Origin of the sequence: Bradyrhizobium sp. B117, from assembly GCF_038969555.1 — a bacterium.
Classification (GTDB): Bacteria; Pseudomonadota; Alphaproteobacteria; order Rhizobiales; family Xanthobacteraceae; genus Bradyrhizobium.
The window spans coordinates 3891604-3913800 of the sequence record NZ_CP152414.1 but is presented as its reverse complement, the minus strand read 5'-3'; the positions used below and the strand labels follow the sequence as shown (position 1 = coordinate 3913800).

Here is a 22197-nt window from a genome sequence, read left to right as displayed (position 1 = left end):
GCGCGCCCGAAAAATGCGTGGAAATATTTGCGCGGAGAAAGACCTCGGCAAACGTCTACATCACGAGGGCATGCGGTCATTCGCGTGCCGCTGTCCGCGAACGCGTGCGTGAGACGCAATTGGTCCCGTGCAGCGGTTTTGCGACGGCAGCAAGCCAGAGACTCTGTCCGATGACATCTTCGCTCCCGATCTCGACGGCAATCCTCGGCGTCACAGCCATCGTCTTTGCTGCGAACGCCTCGGCCGCCGACCTGCCGCCTTTTCCGCACGATGCGCCGGTCGTTCGCGGCGCGCCGGTCTATGGCTGGCAAGGCGCGTATGTCGGCGTCGCCGGCGGCGGATTGTGGGGACGCAGCAAGCATGTCGATCGTGTGACAGGCCTCGACGACACACCGGTGTTCAACGTCAATGGCGGCGTGTTCGGCGCGACGGCGGGCTACAATTGGCAGCTGATGAGCTGGGTCTTCGGCGCCGAGGGCGACTTGTCATGGGCCGGTCAAAAAGGCAGCTCGCTCGACAGTGGTCCTGCCGGCAACGTGGATTTCTCGAGCTTCACAAAACTGCAATGGCTCGGCACGCTTCGCGGGCGCATTGGATACATGCCCGGCAATGTGCTGCTCTATGCGACGGCGGGTTATGCAGCCGCAGGCGTCAAAGCGGGCATCAAATCGTCCGCAACCGGCGCGGTCTTCGACAGCGCGTCGTCGTGGCGATCCGGATGGACCGCAGGCGCAGGTGCCGAATGGGCATTCGCGCCCGCATGGTCGGCAAAAGTCGAATATCTTTATGTGAAACTGGAAGATGGCGGTTTCACCACGCCCAACCTTGGCGCGGCGTTCGATCGCAGTCACGTGTCATTCGACGATCACATTGTTCGGATCGGCGTGAACTACTATTTCAGCGGCCTTCCGATCCGCCACTACTAAAGCGCGATGAGATCAGGATGAATCGACGTCGTGCGTTAGGTTATTGTTTGAGCATGATCTCCGCGCAAACGCGTTCCGCGTTTGTCGCAAGGCAAAACCGCTGCGCACTTTTCCGGATCATGCCTAGGATGAAATTCTCTCGAGTGACTCTTCGTCACTGCATGAAGTTTTGACTCATCGGCGTGCGAACTTTCTGCTATATGCCGCGACCAACAGGCGAAGCTCGGCTGCAACGATCCTGATCGTGTTGAAGCCGATTGCATATAAGCCGACGGTAGACACAGGGAATTTTGCGCGATGTCCGAGATCACGAACCCGTCGTCGGGTGCCGCCACGCGGCGTGCCGTCATATCGAGAGGCCTTGGTGCTGCGGCAGCAGGCGTTGCCGCAAGCGCGATGGCGACGCGTTCGGCAATGGCCGACGGTAAGAGCAATGGAGCGGCGAATTTCGTTCGAGGCGGCGCCGCCGGCGCTGGCAACTGCTTCCTGAAGGGCACCCGGATTTCGACGGCGGCAGGCGAGCGCAGGATCGAGGATCTCGTCGCCGGTGATCTGTTGCCGACGGTGTTCGGCGGATTGCGCGCTGTGCAATGGATCGGCCGGTTCAGCCGCACCAGGAGCGATCCGAGCAAGCCGTGGGTGAAGAGTACGCGGCCGGTCCGCATCGCCCGCTCGGCGCTTGCGCCCAACGTGCCGCACGCCGACCTCTACGTGACCCAGGGGCATGCCGTGCTGCTCGACGGCCTCCTCATCCCGGCCGGCAATCTCGTCAACGGCACGACGATCACGCTCGACGCCGCGGATGAGCATGACGAGCTCGAATTCTTCCACATCAAGCTCGAATCCCACGACGTGATCTACGCCGAAGGCGCGCCTTGCGAGACGCTGCTGCGAGTCGACGAGACCATGAGCAATTTTGCGGATTATCTGCGCAAGCACGGCGAGCAGAACGCGCGGGACGTCGTCCATTGCGCGCCGATCACCGGCCATGGCCGCCGCAGCGCGATGATGACGAGCGCGCGGCGCCTGGTCTCGCCCCTCCTCGGCCCGCAAAAGATCGACATCATCAGCGCCCGCCTCGGATCGCGCGCGGCTCGCATCATCTGAGCGAGCGCGCAGAGATCGACGGCATCGAGGACGATCAGGCAGCCGGCGCGCCGGCTGCCGCGGCATGAGCGCTCGCGACCGGCGAAAGTCCTGCCCTGTCGGCTACCCGCAATTCCAGACGGCGCCGATCGGCATCCGCGTCCAGCACGGGCCAAAACTGCCGCCATTGTAGCGGCCGCCGCCAAAACCGAGCCGGCCGAAATCGTGCCACTCGCCGTCCCAGCGAGCACCTCAGGGCGACAGTGGTGGTATGACGCTCGCTGCCTGTCCCGTCATCGCAAGCGCAATCCGCCCTACAAGAAGGAGGTGTGCCCGGTCGATGCGTCGACGCCGCCGTCGACTGGCAGGTTCACTCCATTCACGAAGCTGGCGTCGGCGCTTGCGAGAAATGCGATGACCCTCGCGACTTCCTCGGACTGGGCTGCGCGCCCCAGGGGGATACATTCCACCAGCTTCGCGAGCAATTCCGGATGTTGCTCCATGATCGGCATCGTCAGGTCGGTGAGAGTCAATGATGGGCACACCGCATTGATGCGCACGCCTCTCGGGCCAAATTCGAGCGCCAGGCTGCGTGTCAGATTACTGACGGCGCCCTTCGTGGCGTTGTAGAAGCTCAAGCCCCGATCGCCGCCAAGCCCGCTGAGAGACGACACGTTGACGATCGAGCCGCCGCTTTCGATCAGGTGCGGAAGCGCGGCGCGCGTCATGTAGAAAACGCCGTCGACATTGACCGCGAAGAGATCTCGCCACAACTGGACCGGCGAGCCAGGAAATCGATCAGTGCGCACGTCCCCGCATTGTTGACGAGGACGTCGATCCTGCCCAATTGCCGGACTACGTCGGCGACCAGGCGCTCGACATCCGCGGCGATCGAGACATCGGCGGGCCGGATCATGCAGCGATCGGTTCCCAGCTCCGCGCCGACTTCGGCCAATTTGAGCTCGCGCCGTCCGTTGAGCACGACAATAGCGCCTTCGTCGTGAAAGCGCCTTGCGGCGGCGGCGCCGATACCGCTGCCGGCGCCCGTCACGATGACGACCTTATCCTTGAACCGAGAAAGCATGCCGGCAACTCCCCCCGAAACCGCAAGGTAGGGATGACAGCTAGGACACCGGGACGACGATTTGGCTTCAGCCGAACCGGATTCGGTTACGATTGAAATCTGCCGAGTAAAGCCGACCGCGAAGACGTGCCTTTCGAAACATGTCGGCAAAACGGGACGAGGTTGATCACCCGCAATTCCAGACGGCGCCGATCGGCGTCCGCGTCCAGCACGGGCCAAAACTGCCGCCATTGTAGCGGCCGCCGCCAAAACCGGGCCGGCCGAAATAGTGCCACTCGCCGTCCCAGCGGTAATACTGCGGCACCGGGTCGATGTACCAATGGCGCCGCTCGCTGCGCGCAAGGCGCCGCATCACGTCCTTCTGCTTGTAGAGCGGAATGCTGTTGCTCAGCGGCTGGCGATAGCCGGGCAGAAAGCCGTAGCCATGCCAGACCGGCTTCGGCTGTTTCTTGATGGATTCTGCTGGTGCAGCGGCGGGCAGCAGCGACAGGATGGCAGCAACGAATAGACACATGAGGCGCGACATGGATCGACCATAGAGAGTCGCTTGCAGGAAGGCCATTCAAATCCGGGCGCGGAGCTGCAACAAAATGGTCGATGCCGAAGGCGACCTCGCAAAGCCGATCGAGCCCTACGCATCGCCTGTCGATCTCCAAGGCACACCGTTTACGACAAGAGCGCCGGTCGGGCGGAACGGGGCGAGCCCAGCTATCGGGCAATAATCCGACTCATCGGGGCTTTGTTGCTGTACTGTCGGCGTTGCTCGTCATGGTGCCCTGACAGAAGGCGCGCGCATGTCCACGGCGATCTCGACGCTCGGCGGGGTAGGTCTCTTCCTGCTCGGCATGACCGTGATGACGGAGGGCCTGAAGACGCTGGCCGGTTCTGCGTTGCGCGTGGTGCTCGGCAAGGCGGCCTCGACGCCCCTGCTCGGCTCGTTCTGGGGGGCGATTGTCACGCTGCTGGTGCAGTCCTCCAGCGCAACGACCATGACCACGATCGGCCTCGTCAGCGCGGGCCTGCTGACGTTCCAGCAAGGGTTGAGCCTCGTCTTCGGCGCCAATATCGGCACCACGGGAACCGGCTGGCTGGTCGCACTGATCGGCGTCCGCGTCTCGCTCACGGCCGCCGCGCTGCCAATGATCTTCGTCGGCGCTCTGACCAGGCTTCTCGCCAAGGGGCGGGTCTCCGGCGTTGGCGCCGCGCTCGCAGGCTTTGGACTTGTGCTGTTCGGGTTGACGACCCTGCAACAGGGCATGGGCGGGCTAGCGGAACGATTGCATCCGGCGGACCTGCCCGCAGTCCTCGGCAGTCCAGGGGTGTCATGGTGGTCGGGGTTGCTCGGCGTACTGGCGCTGGTTATGATCGGATTGGTCATGACCGCGCTGATGCAATCGTCAACGGCCGCCATCGCGGTGACCTTGTCCGGCTATTTCGCGGGCGCGATCGGGTTGGACCAGGCCTGCGCGCTGATCATCGGCCAGAACATCGGAACGGCGACGAGCTCCGCGCTGGCCGCGATCGGCGCCAGCGCCACCGCGAAACGTCTGGCCATCGCCTACGTCCTGTTCAAGCTGATCACTGCGCTCATCGCGCTCGCAGTGTTCCCCGTCGTGACGCCCTGGCTGCTGCGCGCCTCGGACACGATCGACGGCGTCACGCTGCTGGCCGGATATCACACGGCGTTCAACGTCGTCGGCGTCGCGGTCCTGCTGCCGTTGATCAACCCGTTCACACGATTGGTCGAACGGATTCTGCCCGACCGTGGCTCACCGCTGACGCGATGCCTCGATCCGATGGCGCTCGAGACCCCTATCGTGGCGGTGGAGGCGGTACGACGCGCGATCGCGCGCGTGCTCCTGACGGTGTGCGGTTCGGTCGAGGCGCAACTGTCTGGCCGCGCTGGACCGATACGCCTTGAGAAGGACGTCGTCTCCACGCAGGAAGCGGCCGATGCCGTGAGCCGGGCGCAAATATTCCTGTCGGACGTGGCCGGACCTCCAGATACCGACGATGAGCAACGTCGTCTCACGAGCACGCTGCACGCACTCGACCACGCATCTCGACTGACGGACCTCGCCAACGGAAGAGACAATGCTGGCCCAGCGGCCGGCGGACCTGTGGACATTCGCGCCCGAGAGCTATGTGCAGAAGTGATGCGAAGTGCAGCCGCGATTGCACGCGGTGTGGCAGTGTCGACCGGCATCGATGGAGCGCCGCAGTCCGTGCCCGCCTCGCATGCCCGCGATGCGATGGCCGGTCCGCGCGCGAATCCGCCCGACGAGGCCATCGCCGAGCTCGAGCGTTGCATGGCACAGCTCGGTGAAATGCTGCGGGCCCACCGGACTGAGACGCTCGGCGCAGTCGCCAATGGAAGCCTGACTGCCGACGCTGCCCTGCTGCGTGTCGAGGCGGTTCGCAACCTCCAAGCGCTGTCGCAGCACGCCTGGCGCTCGGCGGCTCATCTGGTCGGTCGCGGCTAGATCACGCCCTTCCTGATCAGGAAGCAGCCATAGCCCCTGCTGTCGCCGACGTGCACCACGCCAAAGCCGGCAGCTGCCGCGCGGTAAAAATCCGGGCGCGAGAGCTTGCCTGGCGCGACAGCGCGGCCGGCGGCACGCTCGATCTCGGCGAGCACCGCGCGCTGCACGTCGGGAACACGATCGGGATCGTCGACTGGCATCATCACGCGCACCGGGTCGGGATCGAAATCATCGAGCGGATAGACCGACATGATGGCGCGCATGGCGGTCTCCATGCTCATGCCCGGCAGCTGGATCAGGCGCTGCGACGTGGTGCTCTGCGCGATGCGGGTGGCCGGATGATTGGCATCGACGAAGACGAGGTCGTCGCCATGGCCCATCGAAGCCAGCAGCCAGAGCAGGTCAGGCGTTGGGATTGGATCGATTGATTTCAGCATGTGGCGGACTGCTCCCTCTTTCCCGGCGAAACCGGCCATTCACCCTAGCAGGTTCCAAGCGTGATTCAGATCACGCAGGCTATCATGGTGACCGCGGTCACGGACCTCGAACTCGAACGCGGCCAGTCTGCCTCGCAACCAATCTCGCATCGAGATCAGTGCCAGAGGAGCACGCCATGTTCCGCCTAAGACCTTTCCTGATGACTGCTAGCCTCGTGGGAAGCCTGTTCGGCTTTCTCTGCGGCCCTGTTTCCGCGCAAGTCGCTTCCGTGGAGCCCGCCCCCACCGCGCTGCAGGGCCCGGAGCAGCGGGTCGCCCTGGTGATCGGCAATTCGAACTACCAGAACGCGCCGCAGCTGCAAAACCCCGACAATGACGCGCAGTCGATGGCGCAGTTCCTGAACTCGGCCGGCTTCGAGGTGGTTGCCGCAACCGACCTGACCCAGAACGACATGCTCCGCGTGGTCCAGGACTTTTCCGCCAAAGTGTCCGCGCGGGGTCCGAACACGGTGGCGATGGTCTATTACGCCGGTCACGGCGTGCAGCTCGCGGGCGAGAACTATCTCGTGCCCGTCGACGCCAAGGTCTCCAGCCCCACCGAGCTCGTCAACAATTCGGTGCGCCTGGTCGACGTGATGTCGACGCTGGAGTCGATCCCGAGCCGCATGCGCATCGTGATCCTCGATGCCTGCCGCAACAATCCGTTCCCGACCGTCAACGACGCCGGCCGCGGCCTTGCCATCGTCGACGCTCCGAACGGCTCGATCGTCGGCTACTCCACCGCGCCGGGCGCCGAAGCGCTCGACGGCACTAATGGCCACAGCCCCTATACTCAGGCCTTCCTCAACATCGCGCACGAGCCCAACGTGCCGATCGAGCAGCTGTTCAAGCGCGTGCGTCTCGCGGTCAACCAGACCACCAGCGGCGCGCAGATCCCGTGGGAGAGCTCGTCGCTGACGAGTGACTTCACCTTCTTCGGCGAGACCGCCGTGGCCGCCAACCGCGCGCCGGTGAATGCGCCTGTCGTGCAGATGGCCTCCAATCTGCCCAGCCGCTCGACGCGCCAGGCCTATGACTACGTCGTGTCCGAGGGCCGGCCGGAGTACTATCAGGAGTTCATCCTGATGTACCCGCACGACCCGCTGTGCGACCACATCCGCTGGCTGCTCAACAACCTGCTGCTCACGCAGGCCTGGCACAAGGCGGTGCTGGCGAACTCGCCGCTCGGCTACCAGAGCTTCTACGACAGTTACGGCAACAGCCCCTATGGCTCGTCCGCATTGAAGCTTGCAGCGCAGCCGAAGCTGATCCCCCTGATGCAGGCGACCAAGTTCCTGGCGCCGCAGAACATTGCCCCGACGTTCAAGGTCGGCAATCTCGGCCAGCCAAAATACATGCCGCTGATGCAGCAGGGTAATGGTGGCGGCCAGATCAACGGCAACCTGCCGGTCGTGCAGAAGCCGATCGACGGCAACGTGATCGGCAAGCTCGGCAATGGCGGCCAGATCGTCAACCTGCCGGCGGGTAACAACCAGCCGAACGGCACGCCGTCGCAGAATCCGGGCAAGATCGTCACCCTGCCTGCGCCGACCAACAATAGCGGCGGCACCGGCAAGATCGTCACCCTGCCCGCGACCAACAACGCGCCGAACGCCGGCAACGGCACTGGCAACGGCAACCCGGGCGAGATCGTCAGCATGCCGGTGAATGTCGGCAAAGGCGGCGCCACGATCGAGGCCAAGCCTGTCGTCCAGACACAGACCAATCCGATCCGTGTCAGCAACGGCAACACCGGCATCGTGAAGCTCAACAACAATCCGGTGAACAAGGTGCAGGTGCAGAACAACCCGCAGAACAACAACCGTCCGCAGTTCAACACGACCAACCGCATGGTCAACAACGGCGGCAACAACTTCCGCCAGTCGATGAACCAGGCGCCGAGCATGAACAGCGGCGGCAACAACCACCGCGGCTTCATGCACTGATCGCGATCAGCGCAACGACAAAAGGGCAGAGCGGCGACGCTCTGCCCTTTCTTCATGTCGGAGAACCAGAGTGCGGCACGAGTTCTCGCAGCACTTGCAGACTTAGAAGAGGTCGTCATGCCCGGGCTTGTCCCGGGCATCCACGTTCTTCGTGCCGTCAGGAAAAGACGTGGATGGCCGGGTCAAGCCCGGCCATGACGCCGTGGACGCATCGCGCGCTCAACACTCATCTCATATGCGATTGCTTCCCGACGGGAAGAGGTGGATCACGTCGAATGGAGGATCAAGCCACCAGCTCGGCAAACAGATCCGCATCGACATTGCCGCCGGAAAGCACGATGACGACGTTTTTGCCGGCGACATCGAGGCGGCCCGCCAGCAGCGCGGCAAGGCCCACCGCGCCGCCCGGCTCGACCACGAGCTTCAGCTCGCGATAGGCAAACGCCACGGCCGCGCCGACTTCCTTGTCCGATGCCGTGACGCCGCGCGCCAGCAGCTTGCTGTTGATCGCGAAGGTCATCTCGCCGGGCATCAGTGCCATCAGCGCATCGCAGATGGTGCGGCCCGCGGGCGGATGCGGCTCGCGGTGGCCAGCCGTGAGCGAGATGCCGTGATCGTCGAACGCCTCGGGCTCGGCCACCACGATCTCGGCCTGCGGATAACGCGCCTTCACAGCGGTCGCGACGCCCGCGATGAGGCCGCCGCCGGAGGCCGGCGCGACCACGATGTCGGGGGCAACGCCGAGCCCCGCCATGTCCTCCGCGATCTCGCGGCCGGCGGTGCCCTGCCCCGCAATCACGAACGGATCGTCATAAGGCCTGACCAAGGTCGCGCCGCGCTTCTCGGCGATGCCGCGCGAGATCGCCTCGCGGTCGTCCTTGTCGCGATCATACAGCACGACCTCGGCGCCGTAGGACTTGGTGCGCTCGCGCTTCGACAGCGGGGCGTCCGCCGGCATCACGATGGTCGCCTGCATGTCGAGGATTTTTGCCGCCGCCGCCACGCCCTGGGCGTGGTTGCCGGAGGAGAACGCGACCACGCCGCCGGCGCGCTTGTGCTGCGGGATCGAGAACACCTTGTTAAAGGCGCCGCGGAACTTGAAGGAGCCGGTGCGCTGGAGCATTTCCGGCTTCAGGAACACTTTGGCACCGACGCGCTCGTTGAGCACGGGAAAGGACAACAGCGGGGTGCGGATGGCGTAGGGCGCGATCACGCGCGCTGCGGCATCGATATCGGCAGGGCCGATGGGGAGGAGCTGTTCGGTCATAACCCGAACTTATCGCGGCAGTCTGAGCGCGGGCAAGACACCTCCGCGCGATGAACCCTGGTTTTCAGGCTACGAAACTAACCGACTCCGCCCCATTCCTGCCTGATAGCACCGCGCCGACCGCCTGGATGCTGTCGACGAAGACCCGGGCCGAGGCCTCCCAGGTGTAGTTGGCGGCGAACTCGACGCAGTCCTGCCGGGAGATGCCGAGCGCCGCAAAACAGGCGCTGCGCAGGTCGTGATCGAGCGCGCCGACCGGCGCATCGCCGATCACGTCGCGGGGGCCCTTTACCGGGAACGCCGCAACCGGCAGGCCGCTTGCGAGCGCCTCCAGCAGCACCAGGCCGAACGTGTCGGTCTTGCTGGGAAACACGAACACGTCGGCCGCGGCATAGATCTCCGCCAGCGCCTCGCCGTGCTTCTCCCCCAAGAAGATCGCATCGGGATAGGCGTCTTCCAGCGAGGCACGCGCCGGGCCGTCGCCGACGACGACCTTGGTGCCGGGCAAGTCGAGCTCCAGGAAGGCTTCGAGATTCTTCTCCACCGCGACGCGACCGACCGAGAGGAACACCGGCGCCGGGAGGCACAGGTCGATGGCGCGGGGATGGAACAAGTGAGTATCGACGCCGCGCGGCCACAGCACGACGTTGTCGAAACCGCGCTCGGTCAATTCGCAGGCGAGTGCCGGCGTTGCCGCCATCACGGCGCGGCTCGGCGCGTGAAAGCGGCGCAGCGCCCGCCAGATCAGCGAGCCCGGCACCGGCACGCGGGCGCGGACATAATCAGGGAAACGGGTGTGGAAGCTGGTCGTGAACGGCAGCTTGCGCTGGCGGCAATAGCGGCGGACCATCAGTCCGATCGGCCCTTCGGTCGCGATATGGATGCTGTCGGGGCGCGCTTCCTCGATCAGCTTCGCGATCCGCGCCGGACGCGGCATCGCCAGCCGCACGTCGCGATAGCTCGGCATCGCGAAGGTGCGGAACGATTGCGGCGTCAGGAATGTGAACTCGACACCGAGCCCTTTGGCGGCCTCAGCTAGCTTGGTCAGCGTCCGAACCACACCGTTGACTTGCGGGTGCCAGGCGTCGGTCGCGACCAGGATGCGCATCAAGCCGCCTCTGTTATGCAGCTCTGGCTGCCACCTGCGGAACTTGTGCCGGCTTCCGCAGCTGGTCGGCCCAGGTGATGATCTCGAAATGGCCGTCGTCGTGCTCGACCAGCGCGGTGCAGCTCTCGACCCAGTCGCCGCAGTTCATGTAGCGGATGCCGTTCTCGTCGCGGATCACGGCGTAGTGGATGTGGCCGCAGATCACGCCGTCAGCGTCATGGCGCCGCGCTTCGGCGGAGAGCGCCTGCTCGAACGCGCCGATATAGTTCACCGCGTTCTTGACCTTCTGCTTGGCCCATTGCGACAGCGACCAATAGGGCACGCCGAACATGCGGCGGAAGAAGTTGACGAAGCGATTCATCTGGATCGCGAAGTCGTAGGCCTTGTCGCCGAGATGAGCGAGCCAGCGCGCGTTCTGCACCACGAGGTCAAAGATGTCGCCGTGGATGACGAGGTAGCGCTTGCCGTCCACGCTGGTGTGGACGGTGTTCTCGACGACGTCGATGCCGCCGAAATGCGTGCCGTAATAGTTGCGCAGGAACTCGTCATGATTGCCGGGCACGTAGATGATCTTGGCGCCCTTGCGCGCCTTGCGCAGCAGCTTCTGCACGAGGTCGTTGTGCGATTGCGGCCAGTGCCAGCTCGATTTCAGCGCCCAGCCGTCGACGATGTCGCCCACGAGATAGATCGTATCGGCATCGTGGTAGCGCAGGAAGTCGAGCAGAAGGTCGGCTTGCGAACCGCGGGCTCCGAGATGAACGTCGGAGATGAACAACGTGCGAAAGCGCCGCTCCGGGCTCTCGTCACTCACATCGTAACTTCCCATGCGACCGCCCGTAACAATTTCCCGTGACAGGGGGATGACGATTGAACCTTTGAGGCACCCTCAGATACGAATCAAACCTTGCCTCGCCCTTCCCCGCGAATATCAGTCGCATGCGACAATCAGGCGACATGAAGCGGTGATGACCGCCCGCGAAGCTACGGAACCCCAAGGCGTTATTGGTTAACGCCGGGAGCCGCCGCGCCGCGCGAGACCGGGGTCAATAGAACTTGTGGAAATGATGGATCGGTCCGTGGCCGTGGCCGACGCTGAAGCGGTCGGCGGCGGCGATCGCCGCGCTGATCCAGGCCTTGGCGCTCTGCACGGCGCGCTCGAGATCCTCGCCCTTGGCGAGCCCGGCCGCGACGGCCGAGGACAGCGAGCAGCCGGTGCCATGGGTGTTGCGTGTGGCAACGCGCGGGGCGGCAAGTGCGATCGTTTTCTTGGAATCGACGAGATAGTCGATGCTCTCTGCCCCCTCGCCGTGGCCGCCCTTGATCAGCACCGCGCGGCAGCCGAGCGCCAGCAGGCGGCGGCCCTGACGCTCGATCTCGGCCTCACCGGCCGCAACCGGCTCGTCGAGCAGCGCGGCGGCTTCCGGCAGATTAGGCGTGATCACGGAAGCCAGCGGCATCAGTTTCGTGCGCAACGCGTCCACGGCCTCGGACGCCAGCAGTCGGTCGCCGGAGGTCGCAACCATCACGGGATCGAGCACGATATGGCCGGGCTTCCACCGCGTCAGCGCGGCCGCGATCGCATCGATGCTGGCGGCCTGGGCCACCATGCCGATCTTCACCGCGCCGACTTCGAGATCGGAGAACACCGCGTCGATCTGCGCGGTGACGAAATCGGCCGGCACCGCGTGGATGCCGGTGACGCCGCGCGTGTTCTGCGCCGTCAGCGCCGTGATGGCGGAGGCGCCGTAGACGCCGAGCGCGGCAAAGGTCTTCAGGTCCGCCTGGATGCCGGCGCCGCCGCTCGAATCCGAGCCGGCGATGGTGAGCGCGACCGGCGTCGTCATCGCGGGATACTTCTGCTTGATACGGACAGCGCCATGACCTGTCCTAGCGCGGCCGTGGAACGCCAGCAAGCGTTGCGGGCGGCGGGCAGCCGTGATTCGCTGTGCTGACGGCCCAGCGAATCAGGTGGAGCCGATCCGGCCCGGCACCGGCGTCCCGCAATCGTGCGGGCTTGCAAAATGCAACCGCGCCGTCCCCTTGGTATGGTCTCGCGTTCGGCGTGTGTGTCCATGCGTGAGACGTTGGGCGGCGGGACCCGTCCAACGGCACCAGCGGGCCGCCCTGGCCCGCGAAACCTTGAATGCCAGCCTGGGGTGGAACCATGTGGGCCTTTCTCGAACGTATCCTCGACTCCTCGATGTTCTCGCCGCACGGCATCTGCCTATTGTGGGAACCCGAACTGATCTGGCTCCATGTCGTCTCCGACGCGGTCATCGCCGCCGCCTATTTCTCGATTCCGTTCGCCCTCGCCATTTTCGTCACCAAGCGGCGCGACCTCAAATTCGGTTGGGTATATTGGGCGTTCGCGATCTTCATCATGGCCTGCGGCCTCACTCATGTGCTTTCGATCTACACGCTCTGGGTCCCGATCTACCGCATCGAGGGCCTCGTCAAGGCGGTCACGGCCGCGGCCTCCATCTTCACCGCCGGCGCGCTCTGGCCGCTGCTGCCGAAGATCCTGACGATCCCCTCTCCGTTCGAGCTGCGGCAGGTCCAGGCTGCGCTCGAGGAGGAGGAGATCAAGAGCCGGGACGCGACACAGCTGCTCAAGCAGGTCGGCGAGGCCCAGCGCGCGATGCGCGAAAGCATGGTGCGCCTCAGCGCAATCGTCGAGACCGCGGTCGACGGGGTCATTTTGTTCGACGCGCAAGCCCGCATTCTCCTGTTCAATCCCGCTTGCGAACGGTTGTTCGGCTACCGCACCGACGAGGTCATGAATCTCGACATCGGCATGCTGATGTCCGGCCGGGAGAGCCCCTCCTCCACAGGGCATGAGCGGCGTTTCGCGACCGGGGAAGCCGTCGGTCTGCGCAAGGACGGATCGAGCTTTCCGATGGATTTGTCAGTGGGCCAGGCGTGGCAGGAAGGCGAGCTGATCTACGTCGGCATCGTCCACGACCTGACCGCACGCAAGTTCACCGAGCAGCAGCTCCAGCAGGCGCAGAAGATGGAGACCGTCGGCCAGCTCTCCGGCGGCATCGCGCACGACTTCAACAATCTCCTCACCGTCATCATCGGCAACGCCGAGCATCTAAGCGAGCAGCTCAAGGCAAGGCCCGACCTGCGGCGGTTTGCCGACGACATCTGCCTGTCGGGCGAACGGGGCGCCGAGCTGACGCAGCGACTGCTCGCGTTCAGCCGCCGCCAGCTGCTCCAGCCGCAGACGATCGATTGCCGCAACCTGCTCGAATCCATGTTCAAGCTGCTCAAGCGCACCTTGCGCGAGGACATCGAGATCAGGACAGGCTCCGGACCCGGCACGATCCTGGCCTTTGCCGACCGCGCCCAGCTCGAATCCGCCGTGCTGAACCTTGCGCTCAACGCGCAGGATGCCATGCCGTCAGGAGGACATCTGACGCTGAGCACGGAACTGGCTGCGATCGACGAGGACTATCGCGCCCTTCACCCTGAAGTCGCGTCCGGCAGCTACGCCATGATCGCGGTCACCGACGACGGCGAAGGCATGACGCCCGGTGTCATCGAGCGCGCCTTCGAGCCGTTCTTCACCACCAAGGAGGTCGGCAAGGGGTCTGGCCTCGGGCTGAGCATGGTCTACGGCTTCGCCAAGCAATCCGACGGCCATGTCTCGATCTACAGCGAGCAGGGCCTGGGCACGACGGTCCGGATCTATTTGCCGCGCGCCGACGCGGGACCATCTGCGGGCGACCTTGCCGACGGCGAGGAGGCGGCGCCGCGCGGATATGAGACGATCCTGATCGCGGAGGACGATCCGTTCGTCCGCTCCTCCGGCATTCGCAGGCTGGAAGCGCTCGGCTATAGCGTCGTTGCCGCGGTCAACGGCAAAGAGGCCTTGCAGCGGCTGCGGTCCGATCCCGGCATCGACATGCTGTTCACCGATATCGTGATGCCCGGCGGCATGAGCGGCTGGGAGCTCGCCGAGCAGGCGCGGCGGATTCGCCCCGGCCTGCCGGTCCTGTTCACCTCCGGCTACGCGCTGGAGACCCTGGTCGAGCAGGGCCGCGCGCACGCCCAGGCGATCCTGCTGACCAAGCCCTATCGCAAGGCCGAGCTCGCGCAGCGGCTCAGGGAGGCGTTTGCCGCAGCTGCCGTCACTTCCTAGGCGGTGGGCTCCTCTTCCACGAGGATAATCTCGCCGCGAAACGGGACCTCATCCTGAGGGCCCGCCCTAGGCGGGCGTCTCGAAGGATGGCCGCGGGCGGCTTATCCCCGCGGCCGGCAAGTTCGCTTGCCAATCCCGGCCGCTTTTGGCCTATTAGCGGGAACAATATGCCTTCGGAGTGACTGCAATGGTTCCTTTCTTCGTCCAGATCAAATGCAAGCTCGGCCAGTCCTACACGGTCGCCAATGCGCTTGCCGAAGCCGAGATCGCCTCCGAGATCTACTCCACCGCCGGCCATTACGATTTGCTGGTGAAGTTCTACGTCGACAAGGACACCGACATCGGCCACTTCATCAACGAGAAGGTGCAGGTGCTGCCGGGTATCCAGGACACCCTCACCATTATCACCTTCAAGGCGTTCGGCACGGGCTAGCGCGGCGTTCGCTAGCTTGCTGCCTTGCGCTTGGGCGGCGTCGGGCCGTCGACCGGCGGCAGCGACTTGATGTACTCGGCCATCGCCGCGATATCCTCGTCCGGCAATTGCGAGGTGTTCTTGATCACGCGCGTCATCGCGCCGCCGACGCTGTCGCCGTCGGGCAATTCGCCGGTCTTGAGGAAATAGGCGATGTCCTTGGCGCTCCATTCGCCGAGGCGCTTCTGCGTGATGTTGGGCACCCAGCCCTCGCCTTCCGGATTGGGGCCGCCGGCAAAACGCTCGCCGGAGATGATGCCGCCGAGCGCGTTGCGCGGGCTGTGGCACTCGGCGCAATGGCCAAAGCTGTTGACGAGATAGGCGCCGCGATTCCACTGCGGTGATTTGCTGCCGTCCGCGACGAACGGCTTGCCGTCCATGAACAGGAATTTCCAGATGCCGATGTTGCGGCGGATGTCGAAGGGAAAGCGCACGTCATGGTCGCGCACCTTGCCTGCAACTGGCTGCAGCGTTTTCAGATAGGCGAAGAGGTCGAGCACGTCCTCGCGTCTGGCATGCTGATAGGAGGTGTAGGGAAACGCCGGAAAGTAATGCTGCCCGCTGGGTGAGACCCCGTGCATCACTGCGTTGACGAAATCGGCCTCTCCCCATTTGCCGATGCCATCGCCCGGATCGGGCGAGATGTTCGGCGCGTAGAACGTTCCGAACGGCGACTTGATCGCGACACCGCCGCCGAGCTTGAGACGATCGTCCTGGCCGGGAACGGCATGGCAGGACGCGCAGCCCCCGGCGTTGAACATCACCTCGCCATTGGCAAGGTTCGGGACATGGGCCGGCGCGGCGCTCGCGGCGGCTATCACCGGCGCGCTGAGCCACCAATAGACGCCACCGGCTGCGATTGCTGCGAGCAGCGCCGCGATCATTGTTCGTTGCAACATCAAGTCCATCCACGCGGTTGCGATAAGCCTATGACCTCTCTCCGCGCGGCTCCAGCCACGAAGAATTTAGTCCGTCCCCGGCGGCAACGGGAATAAACTGAAACGGTGGCTGTTGAAAGTTTGGCAATCCAACGAGGTCACCAGGGAGAATGTCATGAACAAGACCGTGATCGCCGTGTTCGCACTCGGCACTTTGGCTCTTACAGGCTCGGCCAGCGCCGAAAAGCTGAAAGCAACGCTCGACGGCAAGGCCGAGGTGCCGGCGACGACCAGCAGCGGCACGGGGACGGCCGATCTGGACTATGACGCCGCCAGCAAGAAGCTGTCCTGGAAGGTCACCTATTCCGGCCTGTCCGGCCCCGCCACCGCCGCGCATTTCCACGGCCCGGCCGAGGCCGGCAAGAACGCCGGCGTCATGGTCCCGATCCCCGGCGCCGCCAACAGCCCGGTCGAGGGCTCGGCGACGCTGACCGACGCGCAGGCCGCCGATCTCCTCGCCGGCAAGCTCTACGTCAACATCCACACCGCGGCCAATCCGGGCGGCGAGATCCGGGGACAGGTGACGAAGTAAGAAGACTGCTTCATCGGCAAAGGCCGGGCGCGCGGCGGCGCATCCGGCCTTTTCAATTTGAGCGAAGATGTCGCAGTCCGGCAATTCCAGGACCGGTGCCTTGCCGGCGCTCGGTGCGCAGAGCAACGAGGCTGCCGCGGCGATCATGTCGGCGTGCCGCGCATCCAATCCGCTTCAAGCATGATCAGGCGGCGTTCAGCGCCTGGCCGAGATCGGCGATCAGGTCCGAGGGATTCTCGATGCCGATCGACAGCCGGATCGTGCAATCGAGCACGCCGATTTTCTTGCGGATGTCCGCGGGAACGCCGGAATGAGTCATCGTCGCCGGCAGGCTGGCGAGCGACTCCGTTCCGCCGAGGCTCACCGCGAGCTTGAAGATCTGCAGCGCGTTGAGGAATTTCACCGCCGCGTCCTTGCCGCCGACGATGTCGAACGAGAACGTCGATCCGGCCCCCAGGCACTGCTTTGCGAACACACGCCCCGCGGGCGAGGCCTCCTCGTGATGACCGAGGTAATGCACCTTGGCCACCTTGGCATGGTCGCGCAAGAAGTCCGCGACTAGGCGGGCATTCGCATCGGCTTTCTCCATGCGAAGGCTCAGCGTCTCCAGCGAGCGGTTGATCATCCAGCAGGAATGCGGGTCGAGCTGGGTGCCGATGGCGCCGCGCAGCGCCTTGATGCCCTTCATGGTCGCCTTGCTGCCGAGCGCGGCGCCCGCGATCAGGTCGGAATGACCGCCGACATATTTGGTCAGCGAGTACAGCGAAATATCCGCGCCATGCTCGATCGGCCGCTGAAACACCGGCCCGAGCAGCGTGTTGTCGCAGGCGATGACAGGCGTGTGCCCTTGCGCCTTTCCGATCGCCTCGGCGACGCGCCGGATCATCGCGATATCGACGAGGCCGTTGGTCGGGTTGGCCGGCGTCTCGATCAGGATCATCGCAACGCGGCCCTCGCCCATGGCTTCTTCGGAGGCTTGGCTGACAGCCGCTTCGTCGACACCGTCGGCGAAGCCGACGGCGCCGATCGACAGCCGCGCAAGCGTGTTCGTCAGCAGCGTTTCGGTCCCGCCATAGAGCGGCTGGGAGTGCAGGATGACGTCGCCCGGCCGGACGAAAGCGAGGATCGTGGTTGCGATCGCCGCCATGCCGGACGAGAACAGCGCGCAGCTCTCGGTGCGCTCGTAGACCGCGAGCTTGTCCTCGACGATCTCACTGTTGGGATGGTTGAAGCGCGAATAGACGAGGCCCGCGCCCATCCCCTCCGGCGGCTCGCGCCGGCCGGAGACGAAATCGAAGAAGTCCTGCCCGTCCTCGGCCGTCCTGAACACGAAGGTCGAGGTCAGGAACACCGGCGGCTTGATGGCGCCTTCGGAGAGCTGCGGATCATAGCCATAGGTCAGCATCAGCGTTTCCGGATGCAGCATATGGTTGCCGACGTGGGTTTTCGATGGGAACGGTTTTGCCATGGCTTGCCTCGCTGGTCCTGATCGAGATGCGCGCCGCGCCTGAGCTTTCGCGATGCTGAAGCAATCGGAATCGGGTACGCCGGTTCCGACGGCTCGCATCAAACCAAGCGGAATCCGCTACTCATCGCACACAATGTACGGCCCCCGGATCACGCGACGACGACGTGCCGGACGCGCCGGTCCGGCCCCTCAATGCGCCGGCAGCGGCTTCAATCCGGCCCTGGTGATGGCAGCTGCTGCGTCCGCGGAGGACAGGAAATTCAGCAGGGCGATTGCGGCCTCGGGATGCTGCGAATTCTTCGGCAACGCGCCGACGTAGTAAGTCGGCGGTTGGATCTCTGACGGCACCGTGCCCGCGAGATCGACGCCCGGAACATGCATGAGTTCGGCGACCTGCTGGAATCCGATCTCAGCCTCGCCGCGGGCAACGACCGCAGCCACCGGCTCGCCCGAGGGTGGACCGGGCACCTTGCGGGTCTTGCCGGCGATCTCGTCGGCAACGCCGAGCTTCCTAAAGCCGACCGTCGACAGATAGGTGCCGCTCGAACTATCCGAATAGGCGATGGATTTGGCCGCAAGCAGTGTCTTGCGCAGCGCGTCCATCGTGCTGATGTCGGGCTTGGGCTGACCCGCGCGAACCACCATGCCGATAAACGATTGCGCGAGCTGAATCCGGCTGCCGGAGCGCGTCAGCTCGCGCTTGTCGAGGAGATCGACCCCGACGCCGTCCATGATCACGACATCGGCATCCTCGCCGCGCGCGAGGCGCGTCGGGATCGCCTCCGGCGAATCGCCGACCGAAGGTCCGCGCGTGGTGACGAGCTTGTGTCCCGTCGATGCCTCGAACGCGGGCCCGAGCTCCTTGTACACGTTGAAGAAGCCGGCCGAGATCATCACCTTGAGATCGGCCGCTCTCACCTCGGGCGCGAACAGGACAGCGATCAGAACGGCAAACAGGCATACGACATGGCGCGGCACGATACGGACCTCGAAGCATTTCGTTCGCAGTGTCCTACGAAAGTCGGCCTGCGTCCAGCCGCGACACGCAAGGCAACGAAAAAGGGCGGCTGCTTTGCAGCCGCCCTTGCGATTCCGGGCTACGAAAGCCTCAGCCGTTCTTCACGCGGAACGTCTCGTGGCAGCCGCCGCATTCCTTGCCGACCGCGGGGAAATTCGCCTTCAGAGAATCCAAATCCTTGATCTTGCCCTTGGCCTCGCTGACGACCTTGGCGAAGCTTGCGGCCTTGGCGTCGAAGCCGGCCTTGTCCTCCCACACCTTCGGCGAGGCCGAGTAATCGCCGTCGAGCTTCACGCCCTTGGCGCTGGCCGGAAACAGGTTCGGCAGCTTCTTGGCGGTGTCCGCGAACTGCGCCAGCGCCGCGTCGACCGTGGCCTGATCGTAGGGCTTCTCGCCCTTGACCATCGCCGCAACCGCGCCGGCATTCTTGCCATTGCCCTTCATGAGCGTCTGGACCTCCTTGACGGTCTCCTGCTCCGCCCAGACGGCGCCCATGCCGAGCAGCAGCGCGCCCGCAACAACCAACACTCGCTTCATTCGCAAAATCCCTTTCGCTGAGACAGGATCGTGCTGACCCCACAATGGGGCCAACACCGCATGGCAGATTTCATTCCATCCCAAGCGCGGCGATCAATCGTCGCATTTGGGATGATTTGGTTCGGCTTGAACTCAAAGGCTGTGACGGCGGTGGTGCTCGCTGATGGCGATCCACACCCGCTCCGGGGTCGCCGGCATGTCGATGTGGTCGATCTTGTATTCGCGCCATAGCGCATCGACGATGGCGTTGACCACGGCCGGACAGGAGCCGATCGCGCCGGCCTCGCCCGCACCCTTTACCCCCATCGGATTGGTCTTGCAGGGGACGTTGTTGGTCTCGAACACGAAGGCCGGACCATCCGCCGCGCGCGGCAGCGCGTAGTCCATGAAGGTCGCGGTGATGAGCTGGCCATCGCCCGTGCCATAGACCACCTGCTCCATCAAGGCCTGGCCGATGCCCTGCATGGCGCCGCCATGCACCTGCCCCGCCAGCAGCAGCGGATTGAGCGTCTTGCCAAAATCGTCGACAATCACGTAGTTGACGATCTTGATGATGCCGGTCGCCGGATCGATCTCGACCTCCGCAACATGGGTGCCGTTCGGATAGGTACCGTCGGCGCTGGCAAACGTCGCGCTACCGTTGAGCTTCGACGGGTCGACACCGGGCCGCTTGGCGAGATCGGCGAACGAGATCGAGCGGTCGGTGCCGGCGATGCGCACCACGCCTTCCGAAATCTCGAGGTCTCCGGCGCTCGCCTCCAGCGCCTGCGCCGCGATCTCCTTCAGCCTCGAGCCGAGCTCGCGCGTGGCACGCTCGACGCTGACGCCGCCTGACGGGATCGATGCCGAGCCGCCGGTGCCGAGGCCGGTCGCGATCTCGTCGGTATCGCCTTGACGGACGTGGACCCGCTCTGGCGCGACGCCGAACTGCTCGGCGACGATCTGCGCATAGGCGGTCTGGTGGCCCTGCCCGCTCGACTGCGTGCCGATCAGGACGGTGACGTCGCCATTGGGATCGAGGCGGACATTGGCCGTCTCCTCACCCATCACGCCGCAGATCTCGACATAGCTCGCAAGCCCGATGCCGCGGATCAGGCCGCCCTTCTTGGCCGCCTTGGCGCGCTTTGGAAATTCCTTCCAGTCGGCGATCTCCATGGCGCGCTTGAGATGCGCGGCGAAGTCGCCGGAATCGTAGACCTTGCCCGTGGCCGTCTTGTAGGGCAGCGCCTTCGGCGGGATGAAATTCTTGCGACGGATGGCGTCCGGCGTCATGTCGAGTTTGCGCGCGCAAGCGTCGACGAGGCGCTCGATCACATAGGCCGCCTCGGGCCGGCCCGCGCCGCGATAGGCGTCAACCGGCACGCTGTGGGTGAAGATGGTGCGCACCCGGCAGTGGAAGGCCTGGATGTCGTAAAGGCCCGGCAGCATGCCGGCGCCGCCATGCGGGATGTAGGGCCCGAAGGTGGAGAGATACGCGCCCATGTCGCCCATCAGGTCGCAATCCATGGCGAGGAATTTGCCGTCCTCGGCCAGCGCCATTTTTGCGGTGGTGACGTTGTCGCGGCCCTGCGCATCGCCCATGAAATGCTCGGAGCGGTCGGCCGCCCATTTCACCGCCTTCTTCAGCTTGCGCGCGGCGACCGCCATCAGGGCATATTCCCGGTATGGAAACAGCTTTGTGCCGAAGCCGCCGCCGACGTCGGGGCAGATCACCCGCATCTTGTCGGTGGGGATGTTGAGCACGTTCTGGCACAGGATGTCGCGCAGGCGATGGCTGCCCTGGCTGCCGACCGTTAGCGTCAGGTGGTCGCGCTTGGAATCGTATTCGCACACCGCCGCGCGCGTCTCCATGAAGCTTGCGACCACGCGCGGGTTGACGATGGAGATCTCGGCCACCGCATGCGCCTTGGCAAACGCGGCCTCGGTCGCGGCCTTGTCGCCGATGGAGACGTCGAACAGCACGTTGCCTGATTTGTCCGGCCAGACCTGCGGCGCGCCCTTCTTGACGGCATTGACGACGCCGGTCACCGCCGGCAGCGGCGACCATTTGACGTCGATAGCCTCGATCGCGTCGCGCGCCTGGTCGATGGTCTCGGCGACCACGAAGGCGATGGAATCGCCGACATGGCGCACCTCGTCCTTGGCGAGGATCGGGTAAGGCGGGCCGGTGAAGGGATCGGTCTCGAGATTGAACAAGCACGGCAGATTGCCGAGATCCTTGACGTCGTCGGCGGTCAGGATCAGCGCGACGCCCGGCAGCGTGCGGGCGCGGCTGACATCGATGGTGTATTTGGCATGGGCATGCGGCGAGCGCAGCATCAGGCAGCGCAGCGCGGCTTGCGGCGCGTAATCGTCGGTATAGCGGCCCTTGCCGCGGATGAGCGCGTCATCCTCCTTGCGCAGCACGCTTTGGCCAACGCCGAACTTGATGGGAGCCGCCATTGTCTTTTCCCGTTCTCATGGTTGTTTTGCGGGCATATTGCCGTGGAAAAAGTGGCAAGGCAAATGGGTTTCCTCTCGGGATAGCCTCATGAACGCCGAGACGGGAGACGTTTCCCGTCAGGTGCAGGGCAGCCCCATGCCCGTACATGGCGGGCCGCAATGCGTTGGCTGCTGATCAGCGCAGTAGTTGTGTTGCATTGCGCAGCGCCGGATATTGCCATCGGGCAGATGGCAGGATGTAGCCAATCCCGCAGCCGATATCGATCACCC

At 64.8% G+C, this 22197-nt stretch carries 20 protein-coding genes; 7 read left to right on the top strand and 13 right to left on the bottom strand.

The window, feature by feature from the left end:
* Window positions 1-170: 170 nt before the first annotated feature.
* Window positions 171-926, top strand: coding sequence for an outer membrane beta-barrel protein (locus AAFG16_RS19075; protein WP_342740207.1), 756 nt, complete (start codon window positions 171-173; stop codon window positions 924-926).
* Window positions 927-1223: 297 nt separating this feature from the next.
* A complete protein-coding gene (locus tag AAFG16_RS19070; protein ID WP_342740206.1) occupies window positions 1224-2033 on the top strand; it encodes a Hint domain-containing protein in 810 nt (269 codons plus the stop codon).
* Window positions 2034-2326: 293 nt separating this feature from the next.
* On the opposite strand, the gene AAFG16_RS19065 is transcribed toward AAFG16_RS19070, so the two are convergent.
* The 3 genes from AAFG16_RS19065 to AAFG16_RS19055 all read right to left on the bottom strand — a co-directional run bounded on the left by AAFG16_RS19065 (window position 2327) and on the right by AAFG16_RS19055 (window position 3622).
* Window positions 2327-2740: an SDR family oxidoreductase gene (locus AAFG16_RS19065; RefSeq protein ID WP_342740205.1), complete on the bottom strand. Its 414-nt coding sequence runs from the start codon at window positions 2738-2740 to the stop codon at window positions 2327-2329.
* Entirely contained in the window at window positions 2737-3063 is a 327-nt protein-coding gene (locus tag AAFG16_RS19060) for an SDR family NAD(P)-dependent oxidoreductase (protein ID WP_342740204.1), read from the bottom strand. The genes AAFG16_RS19065 and AAFG16_RS19060 overlap by 4 nt, the downstream gene beginning before the upstream one ends.
* Window positions 3064-3262: 199 nt before the next feature.
* Complete coding sequence (locus tag AAFG16_RS19055; protein ID WP_283085838.1) at window positions 3263-3622, bottom strand: hypothetical protein; 360 nt, start codon at window positions 3620-3622, stop codon at window positions 3263-3265.
* A 268-nt stretch (window positions 3623-3890) separates the two neighbouring features.
* On the opposite strand from AAFG16_RS19055, the gene AAFG16_RS19050 reads away from it, so the two are divergent.
* A complete protein-coding gene (locus AAFG16_RS19050; RefSeq protein ID WP_342740203.1) occupies window positions 3891-5579 on the top strand; it encodes a Na/Pi symporter in 1689 nt (562 codons plus the stop codon).
* Here the strand turns inward: AAFG16_RS19050 and AAFG16_RS19045 are convergent.
* Window positions 5576-6016, bottom strand: coding sequence for an RbsD/FucU domain-containing protein (locus AAFG16_RS19045; protein ID WP_342740202.1), 441 nt, complete (start codon window positions 6014-6016; stop codon window positions 5576-5578). The genes AAFG16_RS19050 and AAFG16_RS19045 overlap by 4 nt on opposite strands.
* Before the next feature lie 176 nt (window positions 6017-6192).
* Between AAFG16_RS19045 and AAFG16_RS19040 the strand changes: the two genes are divergently transcribed.
* Window positions 6193-8001, top strand: a complete 1809-nt coding sequence (locus AAFG16_RS19040; RefSeq protein WP_342740201.1) for a caspase family protein — start codon at window positions 6193-6195, stop codon at window positions 7999-8001.
* A 283-nt stretch (window positions 8002-8284) separates the two neighbouring features.
* Here the strand turns inward: AAFG16_RS19040 and AAFG16_RS19035 are convergent, their stop codons facing one another.
* The 4 genes from AAFG16_RS19035 to thiD form a co-directional block, all read right to left on the bottom strand.
* The gene (locus AAFG16_RS19035) at window positions 8285-9268 is read right to left on the bottom strand and encodes a threonine/serine dehydratase (RefSeq protein WP_342740200.1); all 984 of its coding nucleotides are present in this window, start codon (window positions 9266-9268) and stop codon (window positions 8285-8287) included.
* Between the two features lie 64 nt (window positions 9269-9332).
* Entirely contained in the window at window positions 9333-10376 is a 1044-nt protein-coding gene (locus AAFG16_RS19030; protein WP_342740199.1) for a glycosyltransferase family 1 protein, read from the bottom strand.
* A gap of 13 nt (window positions 10377-10389) precedes the next feature.
* Window positions 10390-11202: a UDP-2,3-diacylglucosamine diphosphatase gene (locus AAFG16_RS19025; protein WP_342740198.1), complete on the bottom strand. Its 813-nt coding sequence runs from the start codon at window positions 11200-11202 to the stop codon at window positions 10390-10392.
* A gap of 217 nt (window positions 11203-11419) precedes the next feature.
* Complete coding sequence (gene thiD, locus AAFG16_RS19020) at window positions 11420-12220, bottom strand: bifunctional hydroxymethylpyrimidine kinase/phosphomethylpyrimidine kinase (protein ID WP_342740197.1); 801 nt, start codon at window positions 12218-12220, stop codon at window positions 11420-11422.
* Between the two features lie 320 nt (window positions 12221-12540).
* On the opposite strand from thiD, the gene AAFG16_RS19015 reads away from it, so the two are divergent.
* Window positions 12541-14520, top strand: a complete 1980-nt coding sequence (locus AAFG16_RS19015; protein ID WP_342740196.1) for a PAS domain S-box protein — start codon at window positions 12541-12543, stop codon at window positions 14518-14520.
* 187 nt (window positions 14521-14707) lie between these two features.
* The gene (locus tag AAFG16_RS19010; protein WP_280710233.1) at window positions 14708-14953 is read left to right on the top strand and encodes an Lrp/AsnC family transcriptional regulator; all 246 of its coding nucleotides are present in this window, start codon (window positions 14708-14710) and stop codon (window positions 14951-14953) included.
* 11 nt (window positions 14954-14964) lie between these two features.
* Here the strand turns inward: AAFG16_RS19010 and AAFG16_RS19005 are convergent, their stop codons facing one another.
* The gene (locus AAFG16_RS19005; protein WP_283085830.1) at window positions 14965-15891 is read right to left on the bottom strand and encodes a cytochrome c; all 927 of its coding nucleotides are present in this window, start codon (window positions 15889-15891) and stop codon (window positions 14965-14967) included.
* Between the two features lie 154 nt (window positions 15892-16045).
* On the opposite strand from AAFG16_RS19005, the gene AAFG16_RS19000 reads away from it, so the two are divergent.
* Entirely contained in the window at window positions 16046-16462 is a 417-nt protein-coding gene (locus AAFG16_RS19000) for a CHRD domain-containing protein (protein ID WP_342740195.1), read from the top strand.
* 184 nt (window positions 16463-16646) lie between these two features.
* Here AAFG16_RS19000 and AAFG16_RS18995 read toward each other — a convergent pair whose 3' ends face one another.
* The 4 genes from AAFG16_RS18995 to AAFG16_RS18980 form a co-directional block, all read right to left on the bottom strand.
* Complete coding sequence (locus AAFG16_RS18995; RefSeq protein ID WP_342740194.1) at window positions 16647-17930, bottom strand: cystathionine gamma-synthase family protein; 1284 nt, start codon at window positions 17928-17930, stop codon at window positions 16647-16649.
* A 189-nt stretch (window positions 17931-18119) separates the two neighbouring features.
* On the bottom strand, window positions 18120-18908 hold the full coding sequence (locus tag AAFG16_RS18990; RefSeq protein WP_342740193.1) for a substrate-binding domain-containing protein: 789 nt from the start codon (window positions 18906-18908) through the stop codon (window positions 18120-18122).
* Between the two features lie 130 nt (window positions 18909-19038).
* Complete coding sequence (locus AAFG16_RS18985) at window positions 19039-19485, bottom strand: cytochrome c (RefSeq protein WP_283085826.1); 447 nt, start codon at window positions 19483-19485, stop codon at window positions 19039-19041.
* 132 nt (window positions 19486-19617) lie between these two features.
* A complete protein-coding gene (locus tag AAFG16_RS18980) occupies window positions 19618-21927 on the bottom strand; it encodes a xanthine dehydrogenase family protein molybdopterin-binding subunit (protein ID WP_342740192.1) in 2310 nt (769 codons plus the stop codon).
* Window positions 21928-22197: the final 270 nt, after the last annotated feature.